This is a genomic window from Pedobacter sp. Leaf170 (genome assembly GCF_920984665.1).
Lineage (GTDB): Bacteria > Bacteroidota > Bacteroidia > Sphingobacteriales > Sphingobacteriaceae > Pedobacter.
Window position 1 is genome coordinate 151,791 of record NZ_CAKLBP010000002.1, and the last position, 22,605, is coordinate 174,395.

Consider the following 22,605-nt stretch of genomic DNA (forward strand, 5'->3'; position numbering starts at 1 on the left):
ATTACTTTTGATAAACCCTAACGTAATCAACTTTCATTGTCGCCGGAAAGATGGTATCGTCAACACCTTTTTTTCCACCCCAACCGCCACCAACGGCTAAGTTTAAAATTAGATGAAAGTTTTGGTCAAATGGCCAATCATTAGCGCCTTTGCCTGTGTTTTTGAAGGTTAAATATTTTTGGTCGTCGATGTAAAAATCAATCCTATCTTTAAACCACTCTACAGCATAAACATGATATTCTGTATAAGGATTGGCCACTTTTAAAGCCTTACCAACCTGCGTGTTTTTTATGTGGTTAAAATGTTCGGTGTGAACCGTTCCGTGTACACTATCGGGTTCGTAACCAACATGCTCCATGATGTCGATTTCGCCACTTTTAGGCCAGCCGCCATATTTTCCATCGGTAGGTAAGCCCCAAAATGCCGGCCACAAACCTCTGCCTTTTGGTAAAATCATACGGGCTTCAGCTCTGCCATACTTAAAATCGAATTTGTTTTTAGTTACCAAACGGGCTGAAGTATATTGGTTACCTTCTTTTTGGGTTTTTAGCGCAATGATGTTCAAATTGCCCTTTCTAACGATGGCATTCGAACTGTCTGCGTCAGTGTAGTATTCTAATTCACTGTTTCCCCAGCCTTTACCGCCAACATCATAACTCCAGTTTTTAACCAAAGGAAGTCCGGCGTCATTAAATTCATCGCTCCATTTTAATTTCCAACCATTTGCAACAGGTGATTTCTTTAATTCTTCAAAAAGCAACTCTGGTTCGTTCGTGGTAATGTATTCTACGTTATGCGCCAATAACCATTGCATTTCCGGAGCAGCATTAACCGTCCAGGCGTTAATGGTTAAACCAAGTTTTTGAGCATTTTCAATCCAGTTATCCTTTTGGTAAAGGCTGTAATGATAATCTACGCCGGTTAATTTATCAGCCTTCAATTGCTCAGCAGTTACATCGCCTTTTAAATAAGCAACTTTAGCATTTGGTAGTAATTGTACAACACGTTTGCAATAGTCGTAATCAAAGCTGATATACTCTGTCCATGCCAAGGCTTTAAGTTTTTTAACCATTTCAACGCATTTATTGGTTACTTCGAGCCCGCGTTCTTTACTAATTAATGATGGTTTTATTTCTAGAATGAGCTTTGTTGTTTTTTGCTTTAAGCCCGCAAGTAAATAGCTTTCTAAAGTTGGAATTTTTTCGCCATTGCTTAAGGTTTTGGTTAGTAATTCCTGGTATTTTACGGCTTCAATTTTAAGCCCTTGAAATTCAGGATCGTGATTTACAACCAATACGCCATCGGCAGTCATCCATACATCAAACTCCGAACCATAACAACCTAAACGAACGGCTTCATTTAGGGAAGCAATAGAATTTTCGGGAAATTTATTTTTTTTCCAGGCGCCTCGGTGTGCAATAACCTGGTTTTTGTTCCAGTTAAATTTTTGTGCAAATGATGCCGTAAAAATAAATACCATAAAGGCTGAAATAAATATTCGTTTCATATCTGGTTGTGACGATTTTTTTGACCCAAAAGTATGGGTTTGTAGTTAAAGTTAGTTAAGTTTTATGTAACCATAGTATTAATCAATTAATTTTTGACGTTAATGTTTAATAACAGGTTTTTGTTAAATAAACCCGATTGAAGTGAAAATCAAAAGCTTTTTCTGCTTTTATTGGAACAGAAAGCCTGCCTGCGGTAGGCAGGCGGGGCAGGAGCTGCTATGAAAAACCGAAGCCTTCGTTTTCAAATTAATTTAAACAGTTAATAGGGGGTTTATAATAATGACGTTACCATTGGGCTATTAAACTTAATTGATTGGAATTATTTTTACATTTACGTAGATATGGTGAGCAATAATTACAATGAGCTAATCAGAAAAATTGATGAGTTTATCCGTAAATTTTATTTGAATAAAATTTTGCGGGGAAGTATTTATAGTGCTGCGATTTTACTTGCCTTATACCTGCTGATTTTTATAAGTCTTTACTACTTAAACCCGGCAGCTGTATTTAAAACTTTTATTTTCTTTTCGTTTTTGGTGGTTGCTGCATTTGTGGTAGGTTTTTTAATTATAAGGCCTTTACTTGCAATGTTAAAATTGGGTAAACACCTATCTTTTGATGAAGCTTCAGTAATTATTGGTAACCACTTTAGCGATATTAAGGATAAGCTTTTGAATACGCTTCAGCTCCATCGTTTATCTGAAAATATGCCTGATAATCAACTTATTCTGGCAAGTATAAATCAGAAGATATTTGACTTAAAACCGGTTCCTTTTAATACAGCTGTAAGAATTACTGATAATAGAAAATATTTAAAATACCTGTTTATTCCGCTATCGATAATTTTACTGATAGCCATTTTGGCGCCTGCAATTTTAAAGGAAGGCACAAATAGTTTTTTTAAATACGATGAATATATTGCGGCAAAAGCACCTTTTGATTTCTCGGTGTTAAATAAAAATTTAACGGTTACACAAGGTGATGATTTGACCATTAACTTAAAATTAAAAGGTGATGAATTGCCTGCGGAAGTTTATGTGGAGGATGGTAAAAACACCTACAAATTAACAAAGGAAAATATTAGCCGATTTAATTACAGCATCAAAAATATTCAAAGTGATAAAAAGCTGATTTTTAAAGGTGGAGGATTTAGTTCTTCGACATTTGTGGTTAGCGTTAAACCCCGGCCAGAACTGTTAAATACTTCGGCAACGTTAATTTTTCCGAGCTATTTAAATAAAAAACCAGAAACGATAAGCAACGCAGGCGATATCCTTTTGCCTGAAGGAACAAGGGTGACCTGGAATTTTAAAACCGGGCAAAGCAACTCGGTGCTGTTTACTTTAAATAACAACCCGCATGTTATTAAAGTTGCAGAAAATAATGCCTCGTTTGTGGCTACGATAAAAGCTAACTCGAAATATAGTATTACTCCGCAAAATGATTTTGTATCGGTTAAGGATTCGCTTAGCCATCAGATTAATGTGATTAAAGACCAATTGCCAAGTATTAATGTTGATGAAAAACAAGATTCGATAAGTAGTAAAGCGCTTTACTTCAGCGGGCAAATCTCTGATGATTATGGTTTTAGCCAATTGACTTTTAAATATTCTATCAAAGAAGATAAGAAAATTATTAGCTCAGCGGCTAAAAATATTTCAATAAAAAATAATGTTACCGAAAATAGCTTTTTCCATTTTTGGGATTTAAAAAATGTTGCCGCCAAGCCAGGGCAAGAAATTGAATATTATTTTGAAGTAGCCGATAACGATGGCGTTAACGGCGCAAAAGTTACCCGCTCGGAAATTAAGGTTTTTAAACAGCCAAGCAAACGAGAAACCGCCGAGCAAATTAGCGCAAATAACCAGGCGCTTAAGCAAAAAATGCAATCGGCTATTCGTTTAGCGGGAGCAATTGAAAAGGAAAGTAAAAAGGTGGCACAAACTTTAATTGATAAGAAACAAATCTCTTTTGAGGATAAAAAACAGATAGAGCAATTGTTGGATAAGCAAAAACAATTAGAGGAAGCTGTTAAGGAAATTAAAGATTTAAATCAAAAGAACACGCAGCAGCAACAAGAAAATCAGGCTGAAAACCAAGACCTGCAAGAGAAGCAAAAGCAAATTAATGATTTGTTTAATAATGTTTTGGATGAAAAAACAAAAGAACTTTTGCAAAAGCTTCAGAATTTGATGAATGAGCGGAATAAAGATCAAACGCAAAACGAATTATCGAAAATGCAACTTGATAATAAAACACTTAAAAATGAGCTGGATAGGATTTTGGAATTGTACAAGCAGCTGGAATTTGAGCAAAATTTGCAAAACGACATTGATAGGTTAAGTGATTTAGCAAAACAACAAAAAGAGCTGTCTGCACAAACTGCCGCTAAAAAGCAAGACGATGAATCTCTAAAACAAAAGCAAGATGCTTTGAATAAAGAGATGAAGGATATTAAAGAGGATTTAAAGAAACTCGAAGAGAAAAATCAATCGCTTGAGCGCCCTAATCCTTTCGAAAACCCTGAAAAAGATATTCAGGATATTCAAAAAGACCAGAAAGATGGTAAAGATGCTTTGGAAAAAAAGGATAGTAAATCTGCCAGTCAAAAACAGCAAAAGGCAGCAGAGCAAATGGAGAAGCTGGCGCAAAAGATGAGCGAAATGCAGCAGCAAGGTGAGGAAATGGAAAATAACCTGAATGCTAAAGAGTTGCGAAAACTGCTTGAAAACTTGCTAAATACATCTTTTGACCAGGAAAAAGTAATGCTTGCCTTAAAGCGAATGAATGCCTCAGATCCATCTTATGTAAGCAATGTGCAGAAACAGCGCAATATTAAGGATAACCTAAAAACCATTGCCGATAGTTTATACAGTTTAAGTAAGCGGGTTCCTCAAATAGAATCGACTGTTAATGAGGAGATGAATAAAATTAATTTTAACCTTGATAAAAGTTTGGAAAACCTTGGCGACAGAAGAACGCCTGAAGCAAATCGGTATCAGCAGTTTACCATGACTTCGATAAATAACCTTTCGTTGATGTTGAGTGAGGCTTTGAATCAATTGCAAAACATGCAAAAAAATGCTAAAGGAGGAAAAGGTAAACAGAAACAAAGCATGAAACAGCTTTCGCAGATGCAAGATCAGCTAAATAAAAGCATGCAAAAGGCGAGAGAACAAATGCAAAAGCCTGGCGGAAATCAGGGAACGGTTGGCAAAGGAGAAATGAGTCAGGAGTTTGGTAAAATGGCTCAGCAACAGCAGATGATAAGGCAGGCGCTTGAAAAACTTAATCGCGAAGAGAACAAAGACGGTAAGGGTAAACTTGGAAATTTGAATGAAGCCATTAAAGAAATGAAAGAAACCGAAAGTGATTTGGTTAACAAAAAACTTCAGCAAGAAACCATGAACAGGCAAAAAGAGCTTTTAACTAAATTGCTTGATGCCGAAAAGGCCGAAAGAGACCAGGAAGAAGATGATAAACGTGAAAGTAAAGCCGCAAAAGAGTTTCCTCCTTCATACAAAAAAATGGTTGATGACTACAAGAAGCAACTGCAAAATGGAAATGATGTGCTTCAAAAGTTGCCGCCATCTTTAAACTATTATTATAAAACCAAGATAGCCGAATATTTGAAATCATTAAATATGGTAAACTAAGGTTATCGCTATAGATTTGCTTTACACAATGTCTTCCTAAGAATAATGAATGGCCAGCCTGGTAACCTGAGCTTAATAATAATTTGAACACAGGATTAATGTGCCATGTGCGTTATTGCGAGGCACAGCCTGCCCCGGCAATTCTGGGCAGCAATCTATTATTTAGTCAGTAAAGATTGCTTTAGCTCGCACAGGTCCAGCTTCGCAATGACGACCGCTTTAATAAAACGTTCACAGTATTCTAAAAAAGATTTAAGCGCCATGTGCGTTATTGCGAGGCACAGCCTGCCCCGGCAATTCTGGCCAGCAATCTATTATTTAGGCAGTAAAGATTGCTTCAGCTCGCACAGGTCCAGCTTAGCAATGACGACCGCTTTAATAAAACGTTCACAGTATTCTAAAAAAGATTTAGGCGCCATGTGCGTTATTGCTAGGCACAGCCTGCCCCGGCAATTCGGGGAAGCAATCTATTATTTAGGCAGTAAAGATTGCTTCAGCTTGCACAGGTCCAGCTTCGCAAAGACTACCGCTTTAATAAAACGTTCACAGTATTCTAAAAGGGATTTGAAATTGTGTTCTTCTTTTGCAGCTTCCTTGCTGCGATTAGAACTACAAAGACGATTAATATTTCTTAAATTTGCGGCTTTAATACATTAAAATGCCGGCAATTACTTTCTTCACCGAATCGATAAATTACAATCTTCCACAAAAATTAAAAGTTAAAAAGTGGATAAAATCAACCATCGAAAAAGAAGGTTATAAACTTAGCGAGCTTAATTTTATTTTCTGCAGTGATGAATATTTGCTTGGTATTAATCAACAGTACTTAAATCACGATACTTATACAGACATCATTACTTTTGATAATTCTGAGGAAGAAAAACAAATTGTTAGCGATATTTTCATCAGTATAGAACGGGTTAAGGAGAACGCCAAAACATTTAAAACAAATGAGTTTGATGAGGTTTGCCGAATTATGATTCATGGAACTTTACACCTGCTTGGTTACAAAGACAAAGGCAAGGTTGCAAAAACCCTCATGACTCAAAAAGAAGATGAATATTTGGGTTACAGAAATGAGGTTGGACTGGCTTAAATATTTAGCTTTAATTAAGCGAAAAAAGCAAAACAAAAAACCCTTTACATTTCTGCAAAGGGTTTTATTCTAAAGTTCTGACTAAGAGAAATTATCTATCAATAGAACCCATTACTTTTTGGCCGAAAGCGTTTAGTGCATCTTTTTCTGCAACACCTTCGCTTACCATTTGGTGTACTTCTAGTGCACCGCATATATTGGTAATCATTTCGCCAGCAACATCAACTTCGTGTTCGCTAACACCTCTAAATTCACAAAAAGCCTCTAAAACCTCTAAAGTAGTTTCTAATTGAGCAGGAGTGGTGTTTTGAAATAATTGTCTGATAACCGGAATCTTCATTATTTTATTTTCTTAAATAATTCAATTAAACCTTCTACTTTGTTGGTTTGCACCTGGTCTACCAAATTACCACCTTCAAAAGCTGCAAAAGTTGGTAAATTATCAACGTTTGCAAATTTGCGTGAATTTGGAAGTTTTTCGGCATCAACAATCAAGAAAGCAACATCTTCATTTTCAGCAGCCAGTTTTTTAAACTTTGGTTTCATGATTCTGCAGTTACCACACCATGATGCAGCATACTGAACCATAACCTTTGAGTTATCGGCTAAATATTGTTGAAGATTATCTTCTGTTAATTCTAAAAACATAATGTTTATTTAGTTAGTTGGCAGCTAAATATTCAGCAACGCCAGTTCTGTTTGCATTCATTGCTTCTTTTCCTTCTTCCCAATTTGCAGGGCAAACTTCGCCATGTTTTTGAACGTGAGCATAAGCATCAATTAAACGCAAATATTCTTTAACGTTTCTACCTAATGGCATATCGTTAACACTTTCGTGGAATACTTTACCGGTTTCATCAATTAAATATGTCGCTCTGAAAGAAACATTTGAACCAGAGAAAGATTCGTTTCCTTCTTCATCGTAGTTAATTTCCTGGTCAAGGATATCTAAAATACCAGATAATTGTCTGTGTGTATCTGCTAAAATAGGGTAAGTAACACCTTCAATGCCACCGTTATCTTTTGGTGTGTTTAACCAGGCAAAATGAACTTCGTTTGTATCGCATGATGCACCAATTACAATTGTATTTCTTTTTTCAAATTCAGGCAGTGCCGCTTGGAAAGCGTGTAATTCTGTAGGGCAAACGAAAGTAAAATCTTTTGGATACCAGAATAATAATACCTTACTATTTTTATTTACAGCCTCTTCAAAAACATTGATTTTCAAGTCATCACCCATGTCTGACATTGCATCAATACTAACACTCGGGAATTTTTTACCTACTATTGCCATAATTTTTTTGTCTTTAATTTTGTGCCACAAAGGTACGGCGAAAAGAAGTCTCAATCAACCCGGATGTATTAATTATCAATTGTATTTATTGATAACGATATAGTTAAAAACTATAATTATTTAGCAAACTATAAGGTTTGCCTATTGAGATATTTGAAAACTAAGGGGTTGAATTTTTTGGCATTTGCAACCCCGCCATTCGTTGCAATCTTTTTGGCGTCTTTTCTACATTCCATCGCCGTCATTACGAGGAAGAACGACATGGCAATCTATTTATTTGTACAACAAAAAGTATTTTCACTTCTGTCTGGTTTATTTAACAGCAACCTGTAGTTCTTGGGTTGGTTTTTTTTATTAGCAAGAAACAAATAATCCTTCAACCAATTCAATTAATATGTGTTTAATTTCAAATCAATAATCCTTTTTTTAACTTTGATGTTCGGTTAACAGAACATATTATTAGTAATGGCAAAAGCATCAGAAGTAAAGAGCGGAAATGTATTACGCTTTAATGGAGAGTTGGTAAGCGTGGAAGAATATATTCACCGCACACCAGGAAATTTAAGGGCGTTTTATCAAGCTAGAATGCGCAATGTTAAAACCGGAAAAATTGTCGAATACCGCTTCCGTACAGATGAAGAAGTTACCATTTGCCGTGTAGAAACTAATGACTATCAATACTTATATGAAGATGGTGATTATCTGGTGGTGATGGATAACAATACTTTTGAGCAATACAATATCCCAAAGTTGCTTTTTGGTTCTGCAATTAAATTTTTAAAAGAAGGTATGAATGTTACTGTTGCTTTTGAAAGTGACGAACCAATTGTTGCTCAATTACCAAATAGTGTAGAACTCGAAATTACTTACACCGAGCCAGCTGTTAAAGGAGACACTTCAACAAGTGCCCAAAAATATGCAACTGTAGAAACAGGTGCTGAAATTAGAGTGCCTTTATTTATTAATCAAGGCGATAAAGTTAAAGTAGATACGAAAACCGGAGACTACATGGAACGTGTGAAATAAACGATAATACCTTTGGGCTTAAACCTTAAACCCCTAAACCATTGTAGGTTTTTGTTAAAATAATTTTACCTTTGGCGACACAAAATTTTAAAAATAAAAATCCGAATCGGATAAACCTAATATGGCAAAAGCATCAGAAATTAAAACAGGTAACATTCTTCGTGTAAACAACGAATTAGTTACTGTTGATGAGTGGAATCACCGTACACCAGGTAAAGGCGGCGCTTTTTATACTGGTAAGTTTCGTAACATTAAATCAGGTAGAATTGTAGAAGCTCGTATGAATACCGACGAGGCTGTTGAAATTTGCCGTGTAGAAACTAATGATTATCAATATCTATATGAAGATGGCGATTACCTGGTAGTTATGGATAATAATACCTACGAACAATATAATGTAGAAAAATCATTATTCGGTTCGTCTATTAAATTTTTAAAAGAAGGAATGAACGTAATTGTTTCTATGGAAAGCGATGAAGCAATTATGGGGCAGCTGCCTAATTTTGCTGAATTTGAAATTACTTATTCAGAGCCGGCAGTAAAAGGAGATACCTCTACAAATGCATTAAAGGCGGCAACGTTAGAGAATGGTGTAGAAGTTAAAGTACCTATGTTTGTTAATCAGGGTGATAAAATTAAAGTTGATACACGTACAGGCGAATATGTTGAGCGTGTAAAATAATACCAAACACATTGCAATTGTAAGCCTTTGAATTTTTATTCAAGGGCTTTTTTGTTTTTGTGCCCAGCCGCCAAATGTTAACAAAAAAACCTTTTGAGGCTTAATCTGTTAGATACCGATAAACCAATATGAAATGACAGCCCGGAATAGAAATAAAATTTGGATTTGGATTGCCAGTATTTTTGGCGGATTAATTTTGATTTTAGCTTTCGCAGCAATGTTCATCAGCGCCCGCTGGAAACCCTTACTTACAGATAAAATAAAAGAAGGTGTTTATAATGGTTCAAGTCATTTGTATAAAATTGATTTCAAGAGCATAAATTTAAACGTAATAACAGGTAGCTTGGCGCTTCGCGATGTTACGCTCACGCCAGATACTGTAGTTTACGATAGTTTAAAAACTTTAAAATTAGCACCTGCACATATTTTTGAATTGCAGTTAAAGAAGTTGCAAATTACCAGAGTAGGTTTATTGACTGCTTATTTTAAAAAACGGGTTAATGTAAATGAAATCTTATTGGATAAGCCATCCATAAATATGATTTTTAATAAAGTGCCAAAGAAAACGGATACAACCAAAGTCGAAAAGTCACTTTATGAGCAAATTTCAAAAACGTTAAAATCTATTCAGGTGCGGTCTATTAAAATTGTGGATGCAAATTTCGACTACATTAATAAAAGCGGTGCTAAAAAAACGAAGAATTCCATTAAACATTTAGACATCAACGTGAAAGATTTTCTTTTGGATTCTTTATCCGGAAATGATACTTCGAGATTTTATTACACAAAGGATATTTCATTTAAGCTGGCTGGTTATAAATCAACAACAAAAGATAAAATGTACTCCATGAAAGTGGATACCATTTCGGGCTCTTCGGCTACAAAAAAAGTTACAATAAAAGCATTTAAACTTATTCCTCTATACCCAGAATTAGCTTTTGCGAGAAAATACAAGGTTCAAAAAGATAGATACAATTTGCTTTTCGAAAAAGTTGAATTTAGCGGTGTAGATTTTATAGGCTTAAATACCGACCAAAAACTTTATGCAAAATCTTTAAACATTGGCCCGGGCAACGTGGAGGTTTTTATGAGCCGCGAATCGCCGCCACCTCCCGGATTTGATAAAGGAAAAAACTACCCGCATTTGGCATTGAAAAGGCTAAACTTCCCAATTAACATTGATACCGTGAGGTTAAAAAATGTTGCCTTAAAATATGGAGAATTTAATCCTGCCAGTAAAAAAACCGGCACTGTAGAGTTTAAATCTTTAAATGGGAAAATTTTAAATGTTACAAACGATAGTTTACTATTGGTTAAAAACAATCATGCCCTGGCAGATTTTAGCACGCTTTTAATGGGAAGCGGAAAGCTAAACATCAAAATAGATTTTAACCTTACAGACAACAATGGGTCATTTAGTTATAGCGGAAGCCTGGGTAAATTCAACTTACAAAATCTTAATTCCTTATCAAAAAATTTAGGACTTGTAGAAATTGAAAGTGGAAATGTACAGCAGATAAATTTTCAGGCAAAAGGTAATTTGCGCTCGGCTTCTGGTACAATGACAATGCTTTATAATAACCTTAAAGTGAAACTACTATCAGATAATATTGATGGAAAAGGCACAAAAGAAAAAGGATTATTGTCTTTTCTAGCGAATACCTTGTTAGTAAAAGACGAAAATCCGAAAAAAGGAGAACAGGCTAGAACGGCTTCAATGACTAATACTAGGATTAATTCTGCTTCATTTTTTAACCTGATGTGGAAAACAGTTTTTGTTGGTATAAAAGATATTGTTGGCATTGGCATTGTTCCGGAGAAAGATCCGGTTAAGCAGCAGAAGGTAATTGCAAAGAAAATAAGAGCGCAAAAAAGGGCAGATCGTAAGGCAGAAAGAAAGGCGAAAAGGGAACAAAATTAGTAAATGCTTTAAAGCGATATTTTTAAAGTGTATATTGCTGTAGAAAACCATCACCCGATTTTTTTAAATGCCTGCAATTATAAAACGCCGTTACGTAATTTTGAAGTGGGTTGGAGCAAGTTTGCTCATTATCGTTACTCTATTAGCTGGTATTGCATGGTTTTTGAATGTAAAGTCGCGGCCAATGCTTACGCAGCAGATTAAAACTTTACTTTATAAATCAACCGATAGCCTTTATACCATCTCTTTTAGTAAAGTAAGCACAAATATTTTTACGGGTAGTGCAACCTTGCAAGATGTAAAAATCGCAGCCGATACGGCCAGGTATAGCCAATTGGTCAAGCTAAAAAGAGCGCCAAACAACCTTTACACTGTTTCTTTAAAAAAGCTTGCTGTAAAACACTTCCATCCGCTAATACTTTATCGCGAAAAAAAACTACAGATTGATGAAATTTTATTCGATAATCCGGAGGTTTATATGGTTAACCGCCAATTGGATTTTAATGAAAACCGTCCTGCAAGGCTAATTCAATCGCCCTACACATTTATCTCCAAAAGCTTAAAAGAATTCAGCATAAAAAAAATCCTTTTTAGAGATGCTAGTTTCAATTACGTAAATAAGAATGTTAATAAATTCGATGTTTTTTCTATTGATGATTTTAACATCACACTAGTTGATCTGCTCGTTGATTCAACTTCATTTGAAGATTCTACAAGATTTTATCTGCTTAAAGATGTATTGCTCAATTTAAAAAACTACAATTATGCTACGCCAGATAGCATGTACAATATCAAACTTAATCAGCTTGATTTTAAGGCATCAACGGGCCGCCTTAGTGTAAATAAATTTGCTTTAGAGCCAAGGTACGATGAGATGAAATTTGGCAAAGTTGCCGGTTATGCAAAGGATAGATTCAATATTTTAATGAATGATATTAGCTTGATGGGCATAAACCTTCCGCTGTACATCAGCAAGCAAGAATTAAGGGCTAAAGACATGGTTGTTTCTAACGGTTACGTTTCGGTTTTTAATGATAACAGTTTGCAAAATCCAGCGCAAACAAATAAGATTGGCAAATACCCGCATCAATTATTGCAAAAGGTTCCTGCTCCAATATTGGTTGATAAAATTACGCTTAAAGATGTTGATGTTAGTTATGCGGTGTACAATCAAGAAAGCCAGCAAAGGGGTCGGATTTCTTTTGAGCATACTGCGGGTTTTATTAGCAACGTAACCAATATTGATAAGGTAAAAGCCCAAAAACCGATTATGCAGGCAAGCTTAAGCACTTATTTGCTTGGCCAGGGAAAGCTAGATTTAGATTTTAAATTTGATTTGGTTTCCCGTACCGGCGATTTCTCTTATAGCGGTCTTTTGCAAAATTTTAATGCAAGAGTATTAAATCAAATTACAAAGCCTTTGGGTTTGGTGAGGATTAATCGTGGCAACGTAAACAGGCTTCGGTTTAATTTTAAGGCAGATGATTTCGGCTCAAAAGGGAACGTAGATTTTTCATATTTTGATTTATCAGTTGCTCTGATGAAAAACGACCCGGAAAAAGACCATTTAGTAACCCGAGGTTTGTTGTCGATTTTAGCAAATGCGTTAATTTTAAACTCCGAAAATCCAGGGCCGGATGGAAAATTTATTTCCGCAACAGTAGATTATCAGCGTCCGCAAAATACTTCCTTTTTTAACCTGATTTGGAAAAGCCTTTTTGTGGGTATAAAACATAGCGTGGGTTTAACGGAGGAGAAACAAATGGAAATGAAGGCGCATATCGATAAGTTTAAAGCGATGAAGGCAAGTCATGATTTACGCAAAAAAAGGCGATTAGAAAGAAGGAAACTGAGAGATAGGCAACAAAAAAAATGATCGCTTAATAAATAAATCCTTTTTATATTTATATCATAAACCAAAAAATAACCATTATGATTATTGCCCTCATCATTATTGCCGTAATTTTCTTATTCGGCATATTCTTCTATAATTCCCTTATTGGTAGAAAAAATCAAGTGATTAACGCATTCTCTGCAATAGATGTAATGTTGAAAAAACGTTTTGATTTGATACCAAATCTCGTTGAAACGGTAAAGCAATACACAAAATACGAGCAATCTACTTTAACCAAAATTACAGAGTTACGTACAAAAGCTACTTCGCCCTCAGTTAGCGATGCGGAGAAAGCTCAGATAGATGCGCAGCTAAGTTCGAGCGTAAAGGGTTTAATGGTTAACATAGAAAATTATCCCGACTTAAAAGCCAATCAAAATTTCATCAATTTACAAACCACCTGGACAGAAAGCGAGGAGCAGATTGCTGCCGCCAGGAGAACTTATAATTCTGCCGTAACCGATTATAATAACGCAATTATGATGTTTCCAGGAAATATGTTCGCCGGGATGTTAAATTTCCACCCAACACCGGTGCTGGCAACCGCCGAAGAAGAACGTAAAAACATTAGCGCAAAAGAACTTTTTAATAATTAATTGTGGATGTTGCAAATCATGCAGCATTGCAGAATACGCTTGCTGCGTTAGAGATTGATCGCCAGAAAATTGTCTCTACTCAAAAGAAAGGCTATATTTTTATTGTGCTGGCCATTATTTTAACCATAGCTGGCTTTTATTTTGGTATAGGTGTTTTTGCTATTCTTGCAGGTTTAATCCCGGCAGTTTATGGTGGTTCTTTGCTGTATAAAATAGCTGATGCGCTTACCACCTATATGCAAAGTTTTAAAGTTGATGTAATTGGCAGCGTGCTCAAATCGGTAAACGAAAGTTTGCAAATTCAGCCAGCTCTTGGTATTTCATCCGAAGAATTTGAACAAACGCAGCTATTTACACAAGAACCAGACCGTTACCGTAGCGAAGATTTAATTAATGGCAAAGCTGATAAAACCAGTTTTTATTTTGCAGAAGTACATGCCGAATATAAAACTGAAGTACAAACTAAAAACGGTACACGAACCGAATGGCATGACATATTTAGAGGGATAATTTTTGTTGCTGATTTTAATAAAAATTTTAAAGCGGCAACAGTTGTAAGGCCAAAAGATTTATTCGGACAAATGGGCGCATGGTTCTCAAAAAATGTATTCTCTTTTGGAAATAATACATTAGTAGAATTAGAGAACAGCGTTTTTAATCAAACCTTTACCACACACGGAACTGACCAGGTTGAAGCCCGGTATATTTTAACGCCCGCCATGATGGAAAGAATTTTAGAGTTGAATCGCAATTCGAAAAATACAATTTCCTTATCCTTTATAAACAACCGAATGAACATCGCTTTTCCTTTAGATAGAAATTATTTTGAAGCACCGGTTTTTAAAACTTTGTTAAATCCGGAATTGCTAAATCAGGATGTAGCTGCAATTAAATTTATGTACGAAATTGTAAAAGAACTCGACTTAAATACAAGGATTTGGGGGAAGGATTAAGATTAACTCAAGTGTTTTTTAACTATGTCTTCCAAGGTAGAGATATCAAATGGCTTTGATAGATAACTGTCTGCACCTGCTTGTTTGGCTAGCGAAGAAATATCGTTATTAGCAGAAAAATATATTACTGGTATATGTTTCAGGTCTGGATGTTTTTTTATGGCTTTTGTTGCTTCAATTCCGCCTAATTCTGGCAACCAGTTATCCATAAAAATCAAATCAGGCATGTAATCCGAAACTTGTTTTTCAATATCATCGGCACTTTCTGATGTTCTTATATCATATCCAGCATCTTCAAGAATGAAAGTACATAAATCGAGAATATCTTTATTATCATCAAATACAAACACTTTTTTAACTTCAGCCATAATTTTTGAGGGATAACTTAATTTTTTTTATTTAATGCGTTAATAAAATCTGCCATTTCGTAGCTATGTAAAACAAGATGTGGTTTTACAATATTAACAGCTTGCTGAGGCATGTACGGCATTAGTGCTGTGCTTGGATTTTGTATCACCACCATTCCGCCATGTTTATTTACTATTTTTAATCCTTCTACGCCATCTGCGTTAGAGCCAGAGAGCAATATGCATACCAATTCGCTCTTAAAAACCTCAGCTGCAGATTGGAAAGTAACATCAATGGATGGTCTGGAATAATTAATTTTTTCAGAATAATCTAAAGAAAACGTATGGTTTTGCTCAATTAATAAATGATAATCAGCAGGTGCGATGTATACATTGGCCGGCAACATTTCCTGTTTCTCTTCTACTTCATGAACGTTTAAAGATGTTCTCCCTTTTAATAAGTCGGTTAATAAAGAATCGCTGCCTGATTTTCTATGCGTAACTAAAACGATGGGAAAATCAATTTCTGCCTTAAGCGCAGGAAAAACTTCGAGTAAAACATCTAGGCTGCCTGCAGAACCTCCAATAACCAAAGCACTACATGTATTGTTTATTACAGTTTGCGCCATATTTTTTCGGTTTTTATTCTTTTATATCCCTTAGCATTTGGCCAAAAATCCAAACTCTCTTTACTGCCGAGTGCTAAATAACCCAAATTTTCAAGGCTATTATCAAACAGCTGAAATACCTTATGCTGTAAATCCTTGTCAAAATAGATTAACACATTTCTGCACAATATAAGCTGAAATTCGTTAAAAGAACGGTCGGAGACTAAATTGTGAGTAGAAAAAATCATTTTTGAACTTAAGTTTTCATCAAACTTAGCCAAAGTATAATTTGCGGTGTAGTATGATGAAAAATCTTTTACTCCGCCAGATTGAATATAATTTTCCGAATAACCTTTAAGGTAATTAATTGGAAACATCCCTTTTTTTGCTTTCTCTAAAACTGATGGATTGATATCAGTAGCATAAATAAGGCTTTTGTTTAACAGGTTTAATTCTTTAAGTAATATCGCTAATGAATAAGCTTCTTCGCCAGTAGAGCAGCCCGCTACCCAAATGCGTATAAAAGGATAAGTCCCCAGAGCTGGTAAAACATCTTTTCTTAACGCTTTATAAAATGATGGATCACGGAACATTTCGGTAACGTTTACCGTAATTTCTTCTAAAAAACGTTTAAAATATTTCTTATCGCTTTTAACAGTGTATCTAAATTCAGCGAAACTTACGAAATTATCAAGTCCGAAAAGTCTTGAAATTCTTCTCTTTATTGATGCATGAGAGTATTCTAGAAAATCATAACCATAGACTTCCAAAACATCGTTTAACAGCAATTCTACTTGTTCATTATCTATCGAATCACCAATCACTTATTTGTAACCTCTTCTATTTGAAACATTAATTCATCAACATCTATCGGTTTTGAAACATAGCCAGATGCACCTGCGCTTAAGCAACGCTCTTTATCTCCAACCATAGCCTGTGCTGTAACGGCTAAAACCGGAATATCACGCATCTTTTCTGATCTCTTCATCGCAGCGATAGCCTGGTAGCCGTCCATATCCGGCATCATCATATCCATAAGCACAACAGCAACATTATCGCTATTCTCAATTATAGTAAAACCTTCTTTTGCGCTCGGGGCAGATAAACATCCAAAACCTTTGGATTTCAGAACAGCTTTTAGGGCAAAAATGTTTCGATTGTCATCATCAATTATTAAAATTAATTTTTGAGGCATATTGTTAAGGGGTATTAAGATTTATGATGATTTTCGTATAACCAAACGCGTAGTAAGCTCACCAGCTGATCCATATCAACTGGCTTGCTGATGTAATCTGATGCACCAGCAGCAATGCATTTTTCTCTGTCGCCCATCATGGCTTTTGCTGTAACTGCAAGGATAGGTAAATTACGATGTTTTAGATTTTGCCTGATGGCAGTGGTGGTTTCATAACCATCTAGTTCAGGCATCATCATATCCATTAAAACAACATCAACCGATGGATTTTCCTCTAATAATTTAAGGGCTTCCTTTCCATCAATTGCTGCAATTACCTTCATGTGGTGCTGCTCTAAAGTTTTCGTTAACGAAAAAATGTTACGAACGTCATCATCTGCTATTAAAACGGTTTTGTCTTTTAAAACATCTTGTAGCTCTGTAAATTTTGATGGTTTTTTCTCTACGCCTTTATTTTTTTCTTCTACCAGGTGTAAGAATAAGCCGGCTTCATCTAATATCCTCTGGTAAGAGTGCGCAGTTTTTACCACTATCGAATCGGCATATTGCTTTATTCTGTTTTCTTCTCCTTTAGATAAATTTTTACCGGTGAAAATGATAATTGGCAAGTTTTCTAATCCCGGCGTTTTTTTCACAACTTCTAAAGTATCGTAAGCGGTTTTGTCTGGAATTCCCATATCGAGAATTACGCAATTTACATCGGGTTTATGTAATGCGAATACGCCTTCGCTTACGTGATTTACAATTTCCGTTTGGATGTTGAAATTGCTTAAAAAATAACTCAGGGCTTTGGCGTGCTGCTCGTTCTCTTCTACAATTAAAACCTTTTTAGGGTGGCGACTTAAAGCATGCTCCAGCTTTTGGAAAATCTCTTGCATGTGCTCAAAAGCGAAAGGTTTGTTTATAAAATCTACGGCGCCTTTAAGCAAACTTTCTTTTTTTACTTGTAAAGATGACATGATGTGAACCGGAATCGGACGCGTTTCCGGGTCAGATTTAAGCTCTTCCATAACCTGCCAACCATCTTTTATGGGAAGTTGGATATCCAGCAAAATAGCAAGTGGTTTATATGTTTTTGCCATTTCTATACCAACATCGCCGCGTACCGCAACCAAGCCTTTGTAATTTCTTTTTCTGGTAAAATCTAAAAGTGTTTTAGCAAAAGGCGTATCATCCTCCACAATTAAAATTACTTTATCTTCAGGCTGGATGTTATTTCTATCATCTTCCACATCTTGTGGGATATTTGTAACCCTCAGATTATTTGGTTTGGCTACTTGTACCTCAACTGGAGCAGCCATTACAGGTTTTTCAACCTCTTTAACTGCTTCAAGCCCTTTGTTCTTATCAATTGGCAGCGTTAAAGTAAATACACTTCCTTCGCCTTCGGCGCTTTTTAATTCTATGTGTCCGCCTAGTAATTTTGCTAATTCTCTGCTAATAGATAAGCCCAAACCTGTACCGCCAAATTTACGTCTGGTAGAACCATCAGCTTGTTGAAAAGCCTCAAACACCATGGCTTGCTTCTCGGGTGCAATACCTACGCCAGTATCTGTAACTTTGAATACTAATGCATTTAAACCTTCATTTTTATCAATATTCAGGCGAACAGAACCTTGTGCCGTGAATTTAATAGCATTAGATAATAAATTTTTAAGGATTTGCTCCAACCTCATTTTATCGGTGTGATAAAACTCTGGCGTAGTGTCTGTTTTATCAATAATTAAGGTTAAACTTTTTTCTTTAGCTAATGGGTTAAAAAGTGAAGTCAGGTTTGTAATGACGCCATCTATACTTACATTGCTACTATCCAGCTCCATTTTGCCTGCTTCAATTTTCGATAAATCGAGAATTTCGTCTATCAAGCTTAATAAACCTTGGCCTGAGCTTTGAATCACCTCGGCATATTCCTGATGTTCTCTCTCCATGGCCTCATTTTCAGCCATCAATCTTGATAAAAGTAATATAGAGTTTAATGGAGTGCGCAACTCATGCGACATGTTGGCCAAAAATTCAGATTTATATCTTGTACTTAACTCTAAAGCTTCTGCCTTTTGCTGAATTTCTGCATTACGCTCTTCAATCAGTTCATTTTTCTCTTCAAGCAAGCTGCTTCGCTCTTCTAATTCCTGGTTGCTTTGAAGTAACTCTTCTTGTTGTACTCGAAGTTCTTCTTCTGATGCCTGAAGCTTTTGTGCCTGCGCTTCAAGTTCTGCATTCATGCCTTCAAGTTCTTCATGTTGCACTTGTAATTCTTCCGATTGAGCCTGCGTTTCCTCTAAAAGATGTTGCAATTTCATTCTATTTTGTGCAGCAAGCAGGGCAGAACCAACTTCCGATAAAACTAAATTCAGGAAATGTTTCTGTATATCGCCGATGGTAGAGGTTGAGCCTAATTCTAATCCTCCAATAGTAATTCCGTTTCTAATAATCGGCAAAATCAATAATTCTGCAGGTGTAATTTTTCCTGAAGAGTAAGAAATGGTTAAATTGTTATCAGGGATTTCATTTAAAATAATTGGTCGGCCAGATTTTACAGCCTGGCCAACAAGCCCTTGTCCAATTTCTAATGTAGAAGCTAATTGGTCTTTGCGTAAAGCATATTGCCCTTTCAAATGCAAAAAGCCATCATCCTTAAATAAATAAATTGCACCAATCTGGCTATTGGTATAAACGGCCAAAAATTCTATAATATCATCAGCAAGCTGAAAAACATCCTTTTCGCCCACCATCTTAATATTCAGATTAGCTACACCCGTTTGTAACCATTCATTTTCAGCCAGTGTATCAAAAGATTTTTTTAATGAGAACGACATGCTATTCAATGATTCGGCTAATTCTCCGATATCATCTTTGGTGCGCTCTTCCATTTTTACCCCATAATTTCCGTCTGAAATCTGATGGGCAATTTCCTTAATGGCGCCAATGCGTTTCTCCATTTCGAGCTTTTTATCTTCTATCTCCTGCTGAAGTTTTACGCGTTCATCAAAATCTACAGATACTTTTCTGTAAAAAAATAAAGTAATTAATATCGCCAGAATAGCTGCTATAATAATTAATATTGGTGTGTATGATGTAAGCTTATTTAAATCTGCAGTTCTGGTATCGAGCAAACGTTTTTCTTCATTTACAATATTAGAAACGGTAGCCCTTGCCTTATCCATGTAAACTTTACCCTGAAACAAAACGGTTGGGTCTACTACACCACCAACCGTTTTTATTTCTACGGTTGATTTAATGATACCCAGTCGTTTACGTAAAATATCTCTTAATGTGCCTACATTTTTTTGCTGTATAGCATTGTCTTTTGTGGCAATTTCAATGCGTGATAAAATAGCGGCTGCGGTATCGCTGGCGCCATAATAAGGCTGAAGAAATACTTTATTTCCTGTTAATAAAAATCCACGTTGTCCGGTTTCTGCATCTTTTAGTGAAGATATAATTCTTTCAGCATCCAGAATTACTTCATCGCTGTGCTTAACAAGTTCGGTACTTTTTATAAGATTGCTGATGCTGATGTATGATGCCAGGGAACTTATGAAAAGAATAATTAACGAAAGCCCAAGGCCTAACCGCAAATTATTTTTAAGGGTTGTTTTCATTTATTATTGATGTTCGGGATTATTATTGGAATATTCTGGCTGCGTAATTGGTATAATGAAATAAAATTCAGAACCTTCGCCTTCGGCACTTTTAACGCCAATAGTACCACCATGACGCTTAATTATTTCTGAGCAGATGTACAAGCCGATACCTAAACCATTAAAGCGGTTGCTGTTTTCTTCTACGCGATAAAATTTATCGAAAATTTTGCCTTGCTGTTCAGCCGGAATGCCAATTCCAAAATCTTTAACGGCCAGATATAGTTTTTCATCTATGATGTTGATGGTAACATTGATTTGGTTGGTGCCCGGAGAATATTTTATGGCATTGGTAATGAAATTGATAACCACTTGCTCAATCCGCATTTCATCAGCAAAAATTAAATCATGCGTTTGCCCAAGCTTATTGATTTTAAAATCGGGATTGGATTGTTGCAGCATTTCAACTGCATTATTTAACATAGTATCTGCACAAAACGAACGCATGTTAAATTTCAATTTACCACTTTCAATTTTGGAAATATCAAGTAAATCAACAATTAATTCGTTTAGTTTTTCCAGTTGAATGCTTGCCTTTTCCAGGTGGTTTTGGGCCATCGTTTTATCATCTCTGCCCAAACTTCTTTGAAGGAGTTGTATATAGCCTTTAACGCTGGTTAGTGGTGTTTTTAATTCATGACTGGCAATGCTGATGAATTCATCTTTTTTATGTTCAGCTTGTTTACGAAACTCAATTTCTTCGAGTAATTTTTCCTGAATTTCGGATAGTTTTCTGTTTTGCTCGTAAATGCGATAAAACGTTTTGATTTTAAGTAATAGAACATTAATGTCTACAGGTTTGGTGATATAATCTAAACCACCGCTTAAATAACCTTTTGTAATAAATTTAAGCTCTGTATTAACTGCCGAAAGAAATATGATTGCGGTATCTTTTGCCTTGCTGAAACCAGAAATTGCTTCAGCCACTTCAAAGCCATCCATATCTGGCATTTGTACATCCAGAATAATTAGAACGTAATTATTCTTTAAAACTTTTTTAAGTGCTTCCTCTCCGGATGAGGCCGTTTCGACCTCGAAATTGTGGGCTTGAAGCACTTTTTGTAAAGAAATTAGGTTTTCAGGCCTATCATCAACAATAAGGATCATTTTTTAAAATTCATTATGCCTGAATATTTTGTTCGGTTTGGTGCATAAAATGCCTTTAACTGTAAACAAACAATCCTGCCTAAAAAAAGTTTTAAAATTTTATTGTAGGATGTGTTTAGGGATGATTACAATTATTATAGTTCTCGGCTATTGAAAGTATCGCCCTGACTGATATCGCCAGTTTCAAATCCTTTCTTAAACCAAAGCATACGTTGCTGAGAAGTGCCATGTGTAAAAGAGTCTGGAGTAACCTCGCCAGTCGCTTGTTTTTGAAGTTTATCATCTCCAATAGCGTTTGCTGCGGTTAAAGCCTCCTCAATATCTCCGGCTTCCAATTTAAAATCTTTAAGGTTTTGTGCCTGATGCGCCCACAAACCAGCGAAAAAATCAGCTTGTAATTCTAATTTAACAGATAGTTTATTGTATTCAGTTTCACTTAATCGGCCACGGGCTTGTTGTAATTTATCAGAAATGCCTAAAAGGTTTTGAACGTGATGACCAACCTCATGTGCAATTACGTATGCCTGGGCAAAATCGCCGGCAGCGCCAAAACGATTTTTCAATTCATCATAAAATGATAAATCGATGTAAACTTTATGATCGCCTGGGCAATAAAACGGACCAACAGCGGCGCTAGCACCACCACAAGCGGTTTGAACTTGTCCATCAAATAGCATAAGTTTTGGTTGTTCGTAGGTTTTGCCCATGTTCTGGAATTCTTTATCCCAAACCTGTTCGGTTGATTCTAAAACTCCGGAAATAAATTGAGCTTGTGTATCGTTTGCCGGAACACCTTGTTTAGCCTGGGTATTTTCCGTTTGTGGCAATTGACCAACTAATCCGGTTAAATCTTTACCGAATATTAAACCTAAAACTACGATGATGATACCAACACCACCACCTAATACCGTTCTGCCGCCACCGCCGCCTCTACCATCTTCGACATTATTACTGCCTTTACCAAACCATTGCATATCTTAATATTTTTTAATGAGTAAACTAAATTTTAAATGATTACTAAAGTAAATATTTTGCACTGAATTATTCCTTCCGGGAATCTTTAAAATAAAAAGCCTAAAAT

19 protein-coding genes are annotated in these 22,605 nt (G+C 35.8%); 8 read left to right on the top strand and 11 right to left on the bottom strand.

Translation table 11 applies throughout. From position 1 onward, the window contains the following. Position 1: 1 nt before the first annotated feature. Entirely contained in the window at positions 2–1,507 is a 1,506-nt protein-coding gene (locus tag LUA90_RS05645) for a family 16 glycosylhydrolase (protein WP_231490588.1), read from the bottom strand. A 342-nt stretch (positions 1,508–1,849) separates the two neighbouring features. Here LUA90_RS05645 and LUA90_RS05650 point away from each other — a divergent pair, with 342 nt between their 5' ends. Together LUA90_RS05650 and ybeY are read left to right on the top strand one after the other, a co-directional pair. Beyond that, positions 1,850–5,164, top strand: a complete 3,315-nt coding sequence (locus LUA90_RS05650; protein ID WP_231490589.1) for a DUF4175 family protein — start codon at positions 1,850–1,852, stop codon at positions 5,162–5,164. Between the two features lie 658 nt (positions 5,165–5,822). Next, a complete protein-coding gene (gene ybeY, locus LUA90_RS05655; RefSeq protein WP_231458608.1) occupies positions 5,823–6,260 on the top strand; it encodes an rRNA maturation RNase YbeY in 438 nt (145 codons plus the stop codon). A 91-nt stretch (positions 6,261–6,351) separates the two neighbouring features. Here ybeY and LUA90_RS05660 read toward each other — a convergent pair whose 3' ends face one another. From LUA90_RS05660 to LUA90_RS05670, 3 genes are read right to left on the bottom strand one after another with little or no spacing between them, the layout of a single operon-like run. Then, positions 6,352–6,600 (bottom strand): hypothetical protein, encoded by a 249-nt coding sequence (locus tag LUA90_RS05660; protein WP_231458609.1) that lies wholly within the window; start codon positions 6,598–6,600, stop codon positions 6,352–6,354. Next, on the bottom strand, positions 6,600–6,908 hold the full coding sequence (locus tag LUA90_RS05665) for a co-chaperone YbbN (protein ID WP_231490590.1): 309 nt from the start codon (positions 6,906–6,908) through the stop codon (positions 6,600–6,602). Before LUA90_RS05665 ends, LUA90_RS05660 begins: the two co-directional genes overlap by 1 nt. Before the next feature lie 13 nt (positions 6,909–6,921). Beyond that, complete coding sequence (locus tag LUA90_RS05670) at positions 6,922–7,554, bottom strand: peroxiredoxin (protein ID WP_231458611.1); 633 nt, start codon at positions 7,552–7,554, stop codon at positions 6,922–6,924. Positions 7,555–8,019: 465 nt separating this feature from the next. Here LUA90_RS05670 and efp (LUA90_RS05675) point away from each other — a divergent pair, with 465 nt between their 5' ends. From efp (LUA90_RS05675) to LUA90_RS05700, 6 genes are all read left to right on the top strand, one after another. Then, the gene (efp, locus tag LUA90_RS05675; protein WP_231458612.1) at positions 8,020–8,580 is read left to right on the top strand and encodes an elongation factor P; all 561 of its coding nucleotides are present in this window, start codon (positions 8,020–8,022) and stop codon (positions 8,578–8,580) included. A 121-nt stretch (positions 8,581–8,701) separates the two neighbouring features. After that, positions 8,702–9,262 carry an elongation factor P gene (efp, locus tag LUA90_RS05680; RefSeq protein ID WP_231458613.1) on the top strand — a complete coding sequence of 187 codons (561 nt, stop codon included), beginning with the start codon at positions 8,702–8,704 and terminating at the stop codon, positions 9,260–9,262. 133 nt (positions 9,263–9,395) lie between these two features. Next, positions 9,396–11,183 (top strand): hypothetical protein, encoded by a 1,788-nt coding sequence (locus LUA90_RS05685; protein WP_231458614.1) that lies wholly within the window; start codon positions 9,396–9,398, stop codon positions 11,181–11,183. Between the two features lie 67 nt (positions 11,184–11,250). Further along, positions 11,251–13,059 (top strand): hypothetical protein, encoded by a 1,809-nt coding sequence (locus tag LUA90_RS05690; protein ID WP_231458615.1) that lies wholly within the window; start codon positions 11,251–11,253, stop codon positions 13,057–13,059. 56 nt (positions 13,060–13,115) lie between these two features. After that, positions 13,116–13,673, top strand: coding sequence for a LemA family protein (locus LUA90_RS05695; RefSeq protein ID WP_231458616.1), 558 nt, complete (start codon positions 13,116–13,118; stop codon positions 13,671–13,673). A 2-nt stretch (positions 13,674–13,675) separates the two neighbouring features. Further along, positions 13,676–14,626, top strand: a complete 951-nt coding sequence (locus LUA90_RS05700; protein ID WP_231458617.1) for a DUF3137 domain-containing protein — start codon at positions 13,676–13,678, stop codon at positions 14,624–14,626. Between the two features lie 2 nt (positions 14,627–14,628). Here the strand turns inward: LUA90_RS05700 and LUA90_RS05705 are convergent, their stop codons facing one another. The 7 genes from LUA90_RS05705 to LUA90_RS05735 form a co-directional block, all read right to left on the bottom strand. Next, entirely contained in the window at positions 14,629–14,994 is a 366-nt protein-coding gene (locus tag LUA90_RS05705) for a response regulator (protein ID WP_231458618.1), read from the bottom strand. Between the two features lie 17 nt (positions 14,995–15,011). Beyond that, complete coding sequence (locus LUA90_RS05710) at positions 15,012–15,602, bottom strand: chemotaxis protein CheB (RefSeq protein ID WP_231490591.1); 591 nt, start codon at positions 15,600–15,602, stop codon at positions 15,012–15,014. Further along, the gene (locus tag LUA90_RS05715; RefSeq protein WP_231490592.1) at positions 15,587–16,405 is read right to left on the bottom strand and encodes a protein-glutamate O-methyltransferase CheR; all 819 of its coding nucleotides are present in this window, start codon (positions 16,403–16,405) and stop codon (positions 15,587–15,589) included. The genes LUA90_RS05710 and LUA90_RS05715 overlap by 16 nt, the downstream gene beginning before the upstream one ends. Beyond that, positions 16,402–16,776, bottom strand: a complete 375-nt coding sequence (locus LUA90_RS05720; protein ID WP_231458621.1) for a two-component system response regulator — start codon at positions 16,774–16,776, stop codon at positions 16,402–16,404. The genes LUA90_RS05715 and LUA90_RS05720 overlap by 4 nt, the downstream gene beginning before the upstream one ends. Positions 16,777–16,790: 14 nt before the next feature. Beyond that, positions 16,791–20,378 (bottom strand): response regulator, encoded by a 3,588-nt coding sequence (locus LUA90_RS05725; RefSeq protein ID WP_231458622.1) that lies wholly within the window; start codon positions 20,376–20,378, stop codon positions 16,791–16,793. Between the two features lie 3 nt (positions 20,379–20,381). Continuing rightward, positions 20,382–21,524, bottom strand: coding sequence for a hybrid sensor histidine kinase/response regulator (locus LUA90_RS05730; protein ID WP_231458623.1), 1,143 nt, complete (start codon positions 21,522–21,524; stop codon positions 20,382–20,384). 134 nt (positions 21,525–21,658) lie between these two features. Beyond that, positions 21,659–22,498: a neutral zinc metallopeptidase gene (locus LUA90_RS05735; RefSeq protein WP_231458624.1), complete on the bottom strand. Its 840-nt coding sequence runs from the start codon at positions 22,496–22,498 to the stop codon at positions 21,659–21,661. Positions 22,499–22,605 lie beyond the last annotated feature (107 nt).

Coding starts and splice junctions, on each gene's coding strand:
- LUA90_RS05645 (WP_231490588.1), bottom strand. CDS start 1,507: ATGAAACGAATATTTATTTCAGCCTTTATGGTATTTATTTTTACGGCA.
- LUA90_RS05650 (WP_231490589.1), top strand. CDS start 1,850: ATGGTGAGCAATAATTACAATGAGCTAATCAGAAAAATTGATGAGTTT.
- ybeY (WP_231458608.1), top strand. CDS start 5,823: ATGCCGGCAATTACTTTCTTCACCGAATCGATAAATTACAATCTTCCA.
- LUA90_RS05660 (WP_231458609.1), bottom strand. CDS start 6,600: ATGAAGATTCCGGTTATCAGACAATTATTTCAAAACACCACTCCTGCT.
- LUA90_RS05665 (WP_231490590.1), bottom strand. CDS start 6,908: ATGTTTTTAGAATTAACAGAAGATAATCTTCAACAATATTTAGCCGAT.
- LUA90_RS05670 (WP_231458611.1), bottom strand. CDS start 7,554: ATGGCAATAGTAGGTAAAAAATTCCCGAGTGTTAGTATTGATGCAATG.
- efp (WP_231458612.1), top strand. CDS start 8,020: ATGGCAAAAGCATCAGAAGTAAAGAGCGGAAATGTATTACGCTTTAAT.
- efp (WP_231458613.1), top strand. CDS start 8,702: ATGGCAAAAGCATCAGAAATTAAAACAGGTAACATTCTTCGTGTAAAC.
- LUA90_RS05685 (WP_231458614.1), top strand. CDS start 9,396: ATGACAGCCCGGAATAGAAATAAAATTTGGATTTGGATTGCCAGTATT.
- LUA90_RS05690 (WP_231458615.1), top strand. CDS start 11,251: ATGCCTGCAATTATAAAACGCCGTTACGTAATTTTGAAGTGGGTTGGA.
- LUA90_RS05695 (WP_231458616.1), top strand. CDS start 13,116: ATGATTATTGCCCTCATCATTATTGCCGTAATTTTCTTATTCGGCATA.
- LUA90_RS05705 (WP_231458618.1), bottom strand. CDS start 14,994: ATGGCTGAAGTTAAAAAAGTGTTTGTATTTGATGATAATAAAGATATT.
- LUA90_RS05710 (WP_231490591.1), bottom strand. CDS start 15,602: ATGGCGCAAACTGTAATAAACAATACATGTAGTGCTTTGGTTATTGGA.
- LUA90_RS05720 (WP_231458621.1), bottom strand. CDS start 16,776: ATGCCTCAAAAATTAATTTTAATAATTGATGATGACAATCGAAACATT.
- LUA90_RS05725 (WP_231458622.1), bottom strand. CDS start 20,378: ATGAAAACAACCCTTAAAAATAATTTGCGGTTAGGCCTTGGGCTTTCG.
- LUA90_RS05730 (WP_231458623.1), bottom strand. CDS start 21,524: ATGATCCTTATTGTTGATGATAGGCCTGAAAACCTAATTTCTTTACAA.
- LUA90_RS05735 (WP_231458624.1), bottom strand. CDS start 22,498: ATGCAATGGTTTGGTAAAGGCAGTAATAATGTCGAAGATGGTAGAGGC.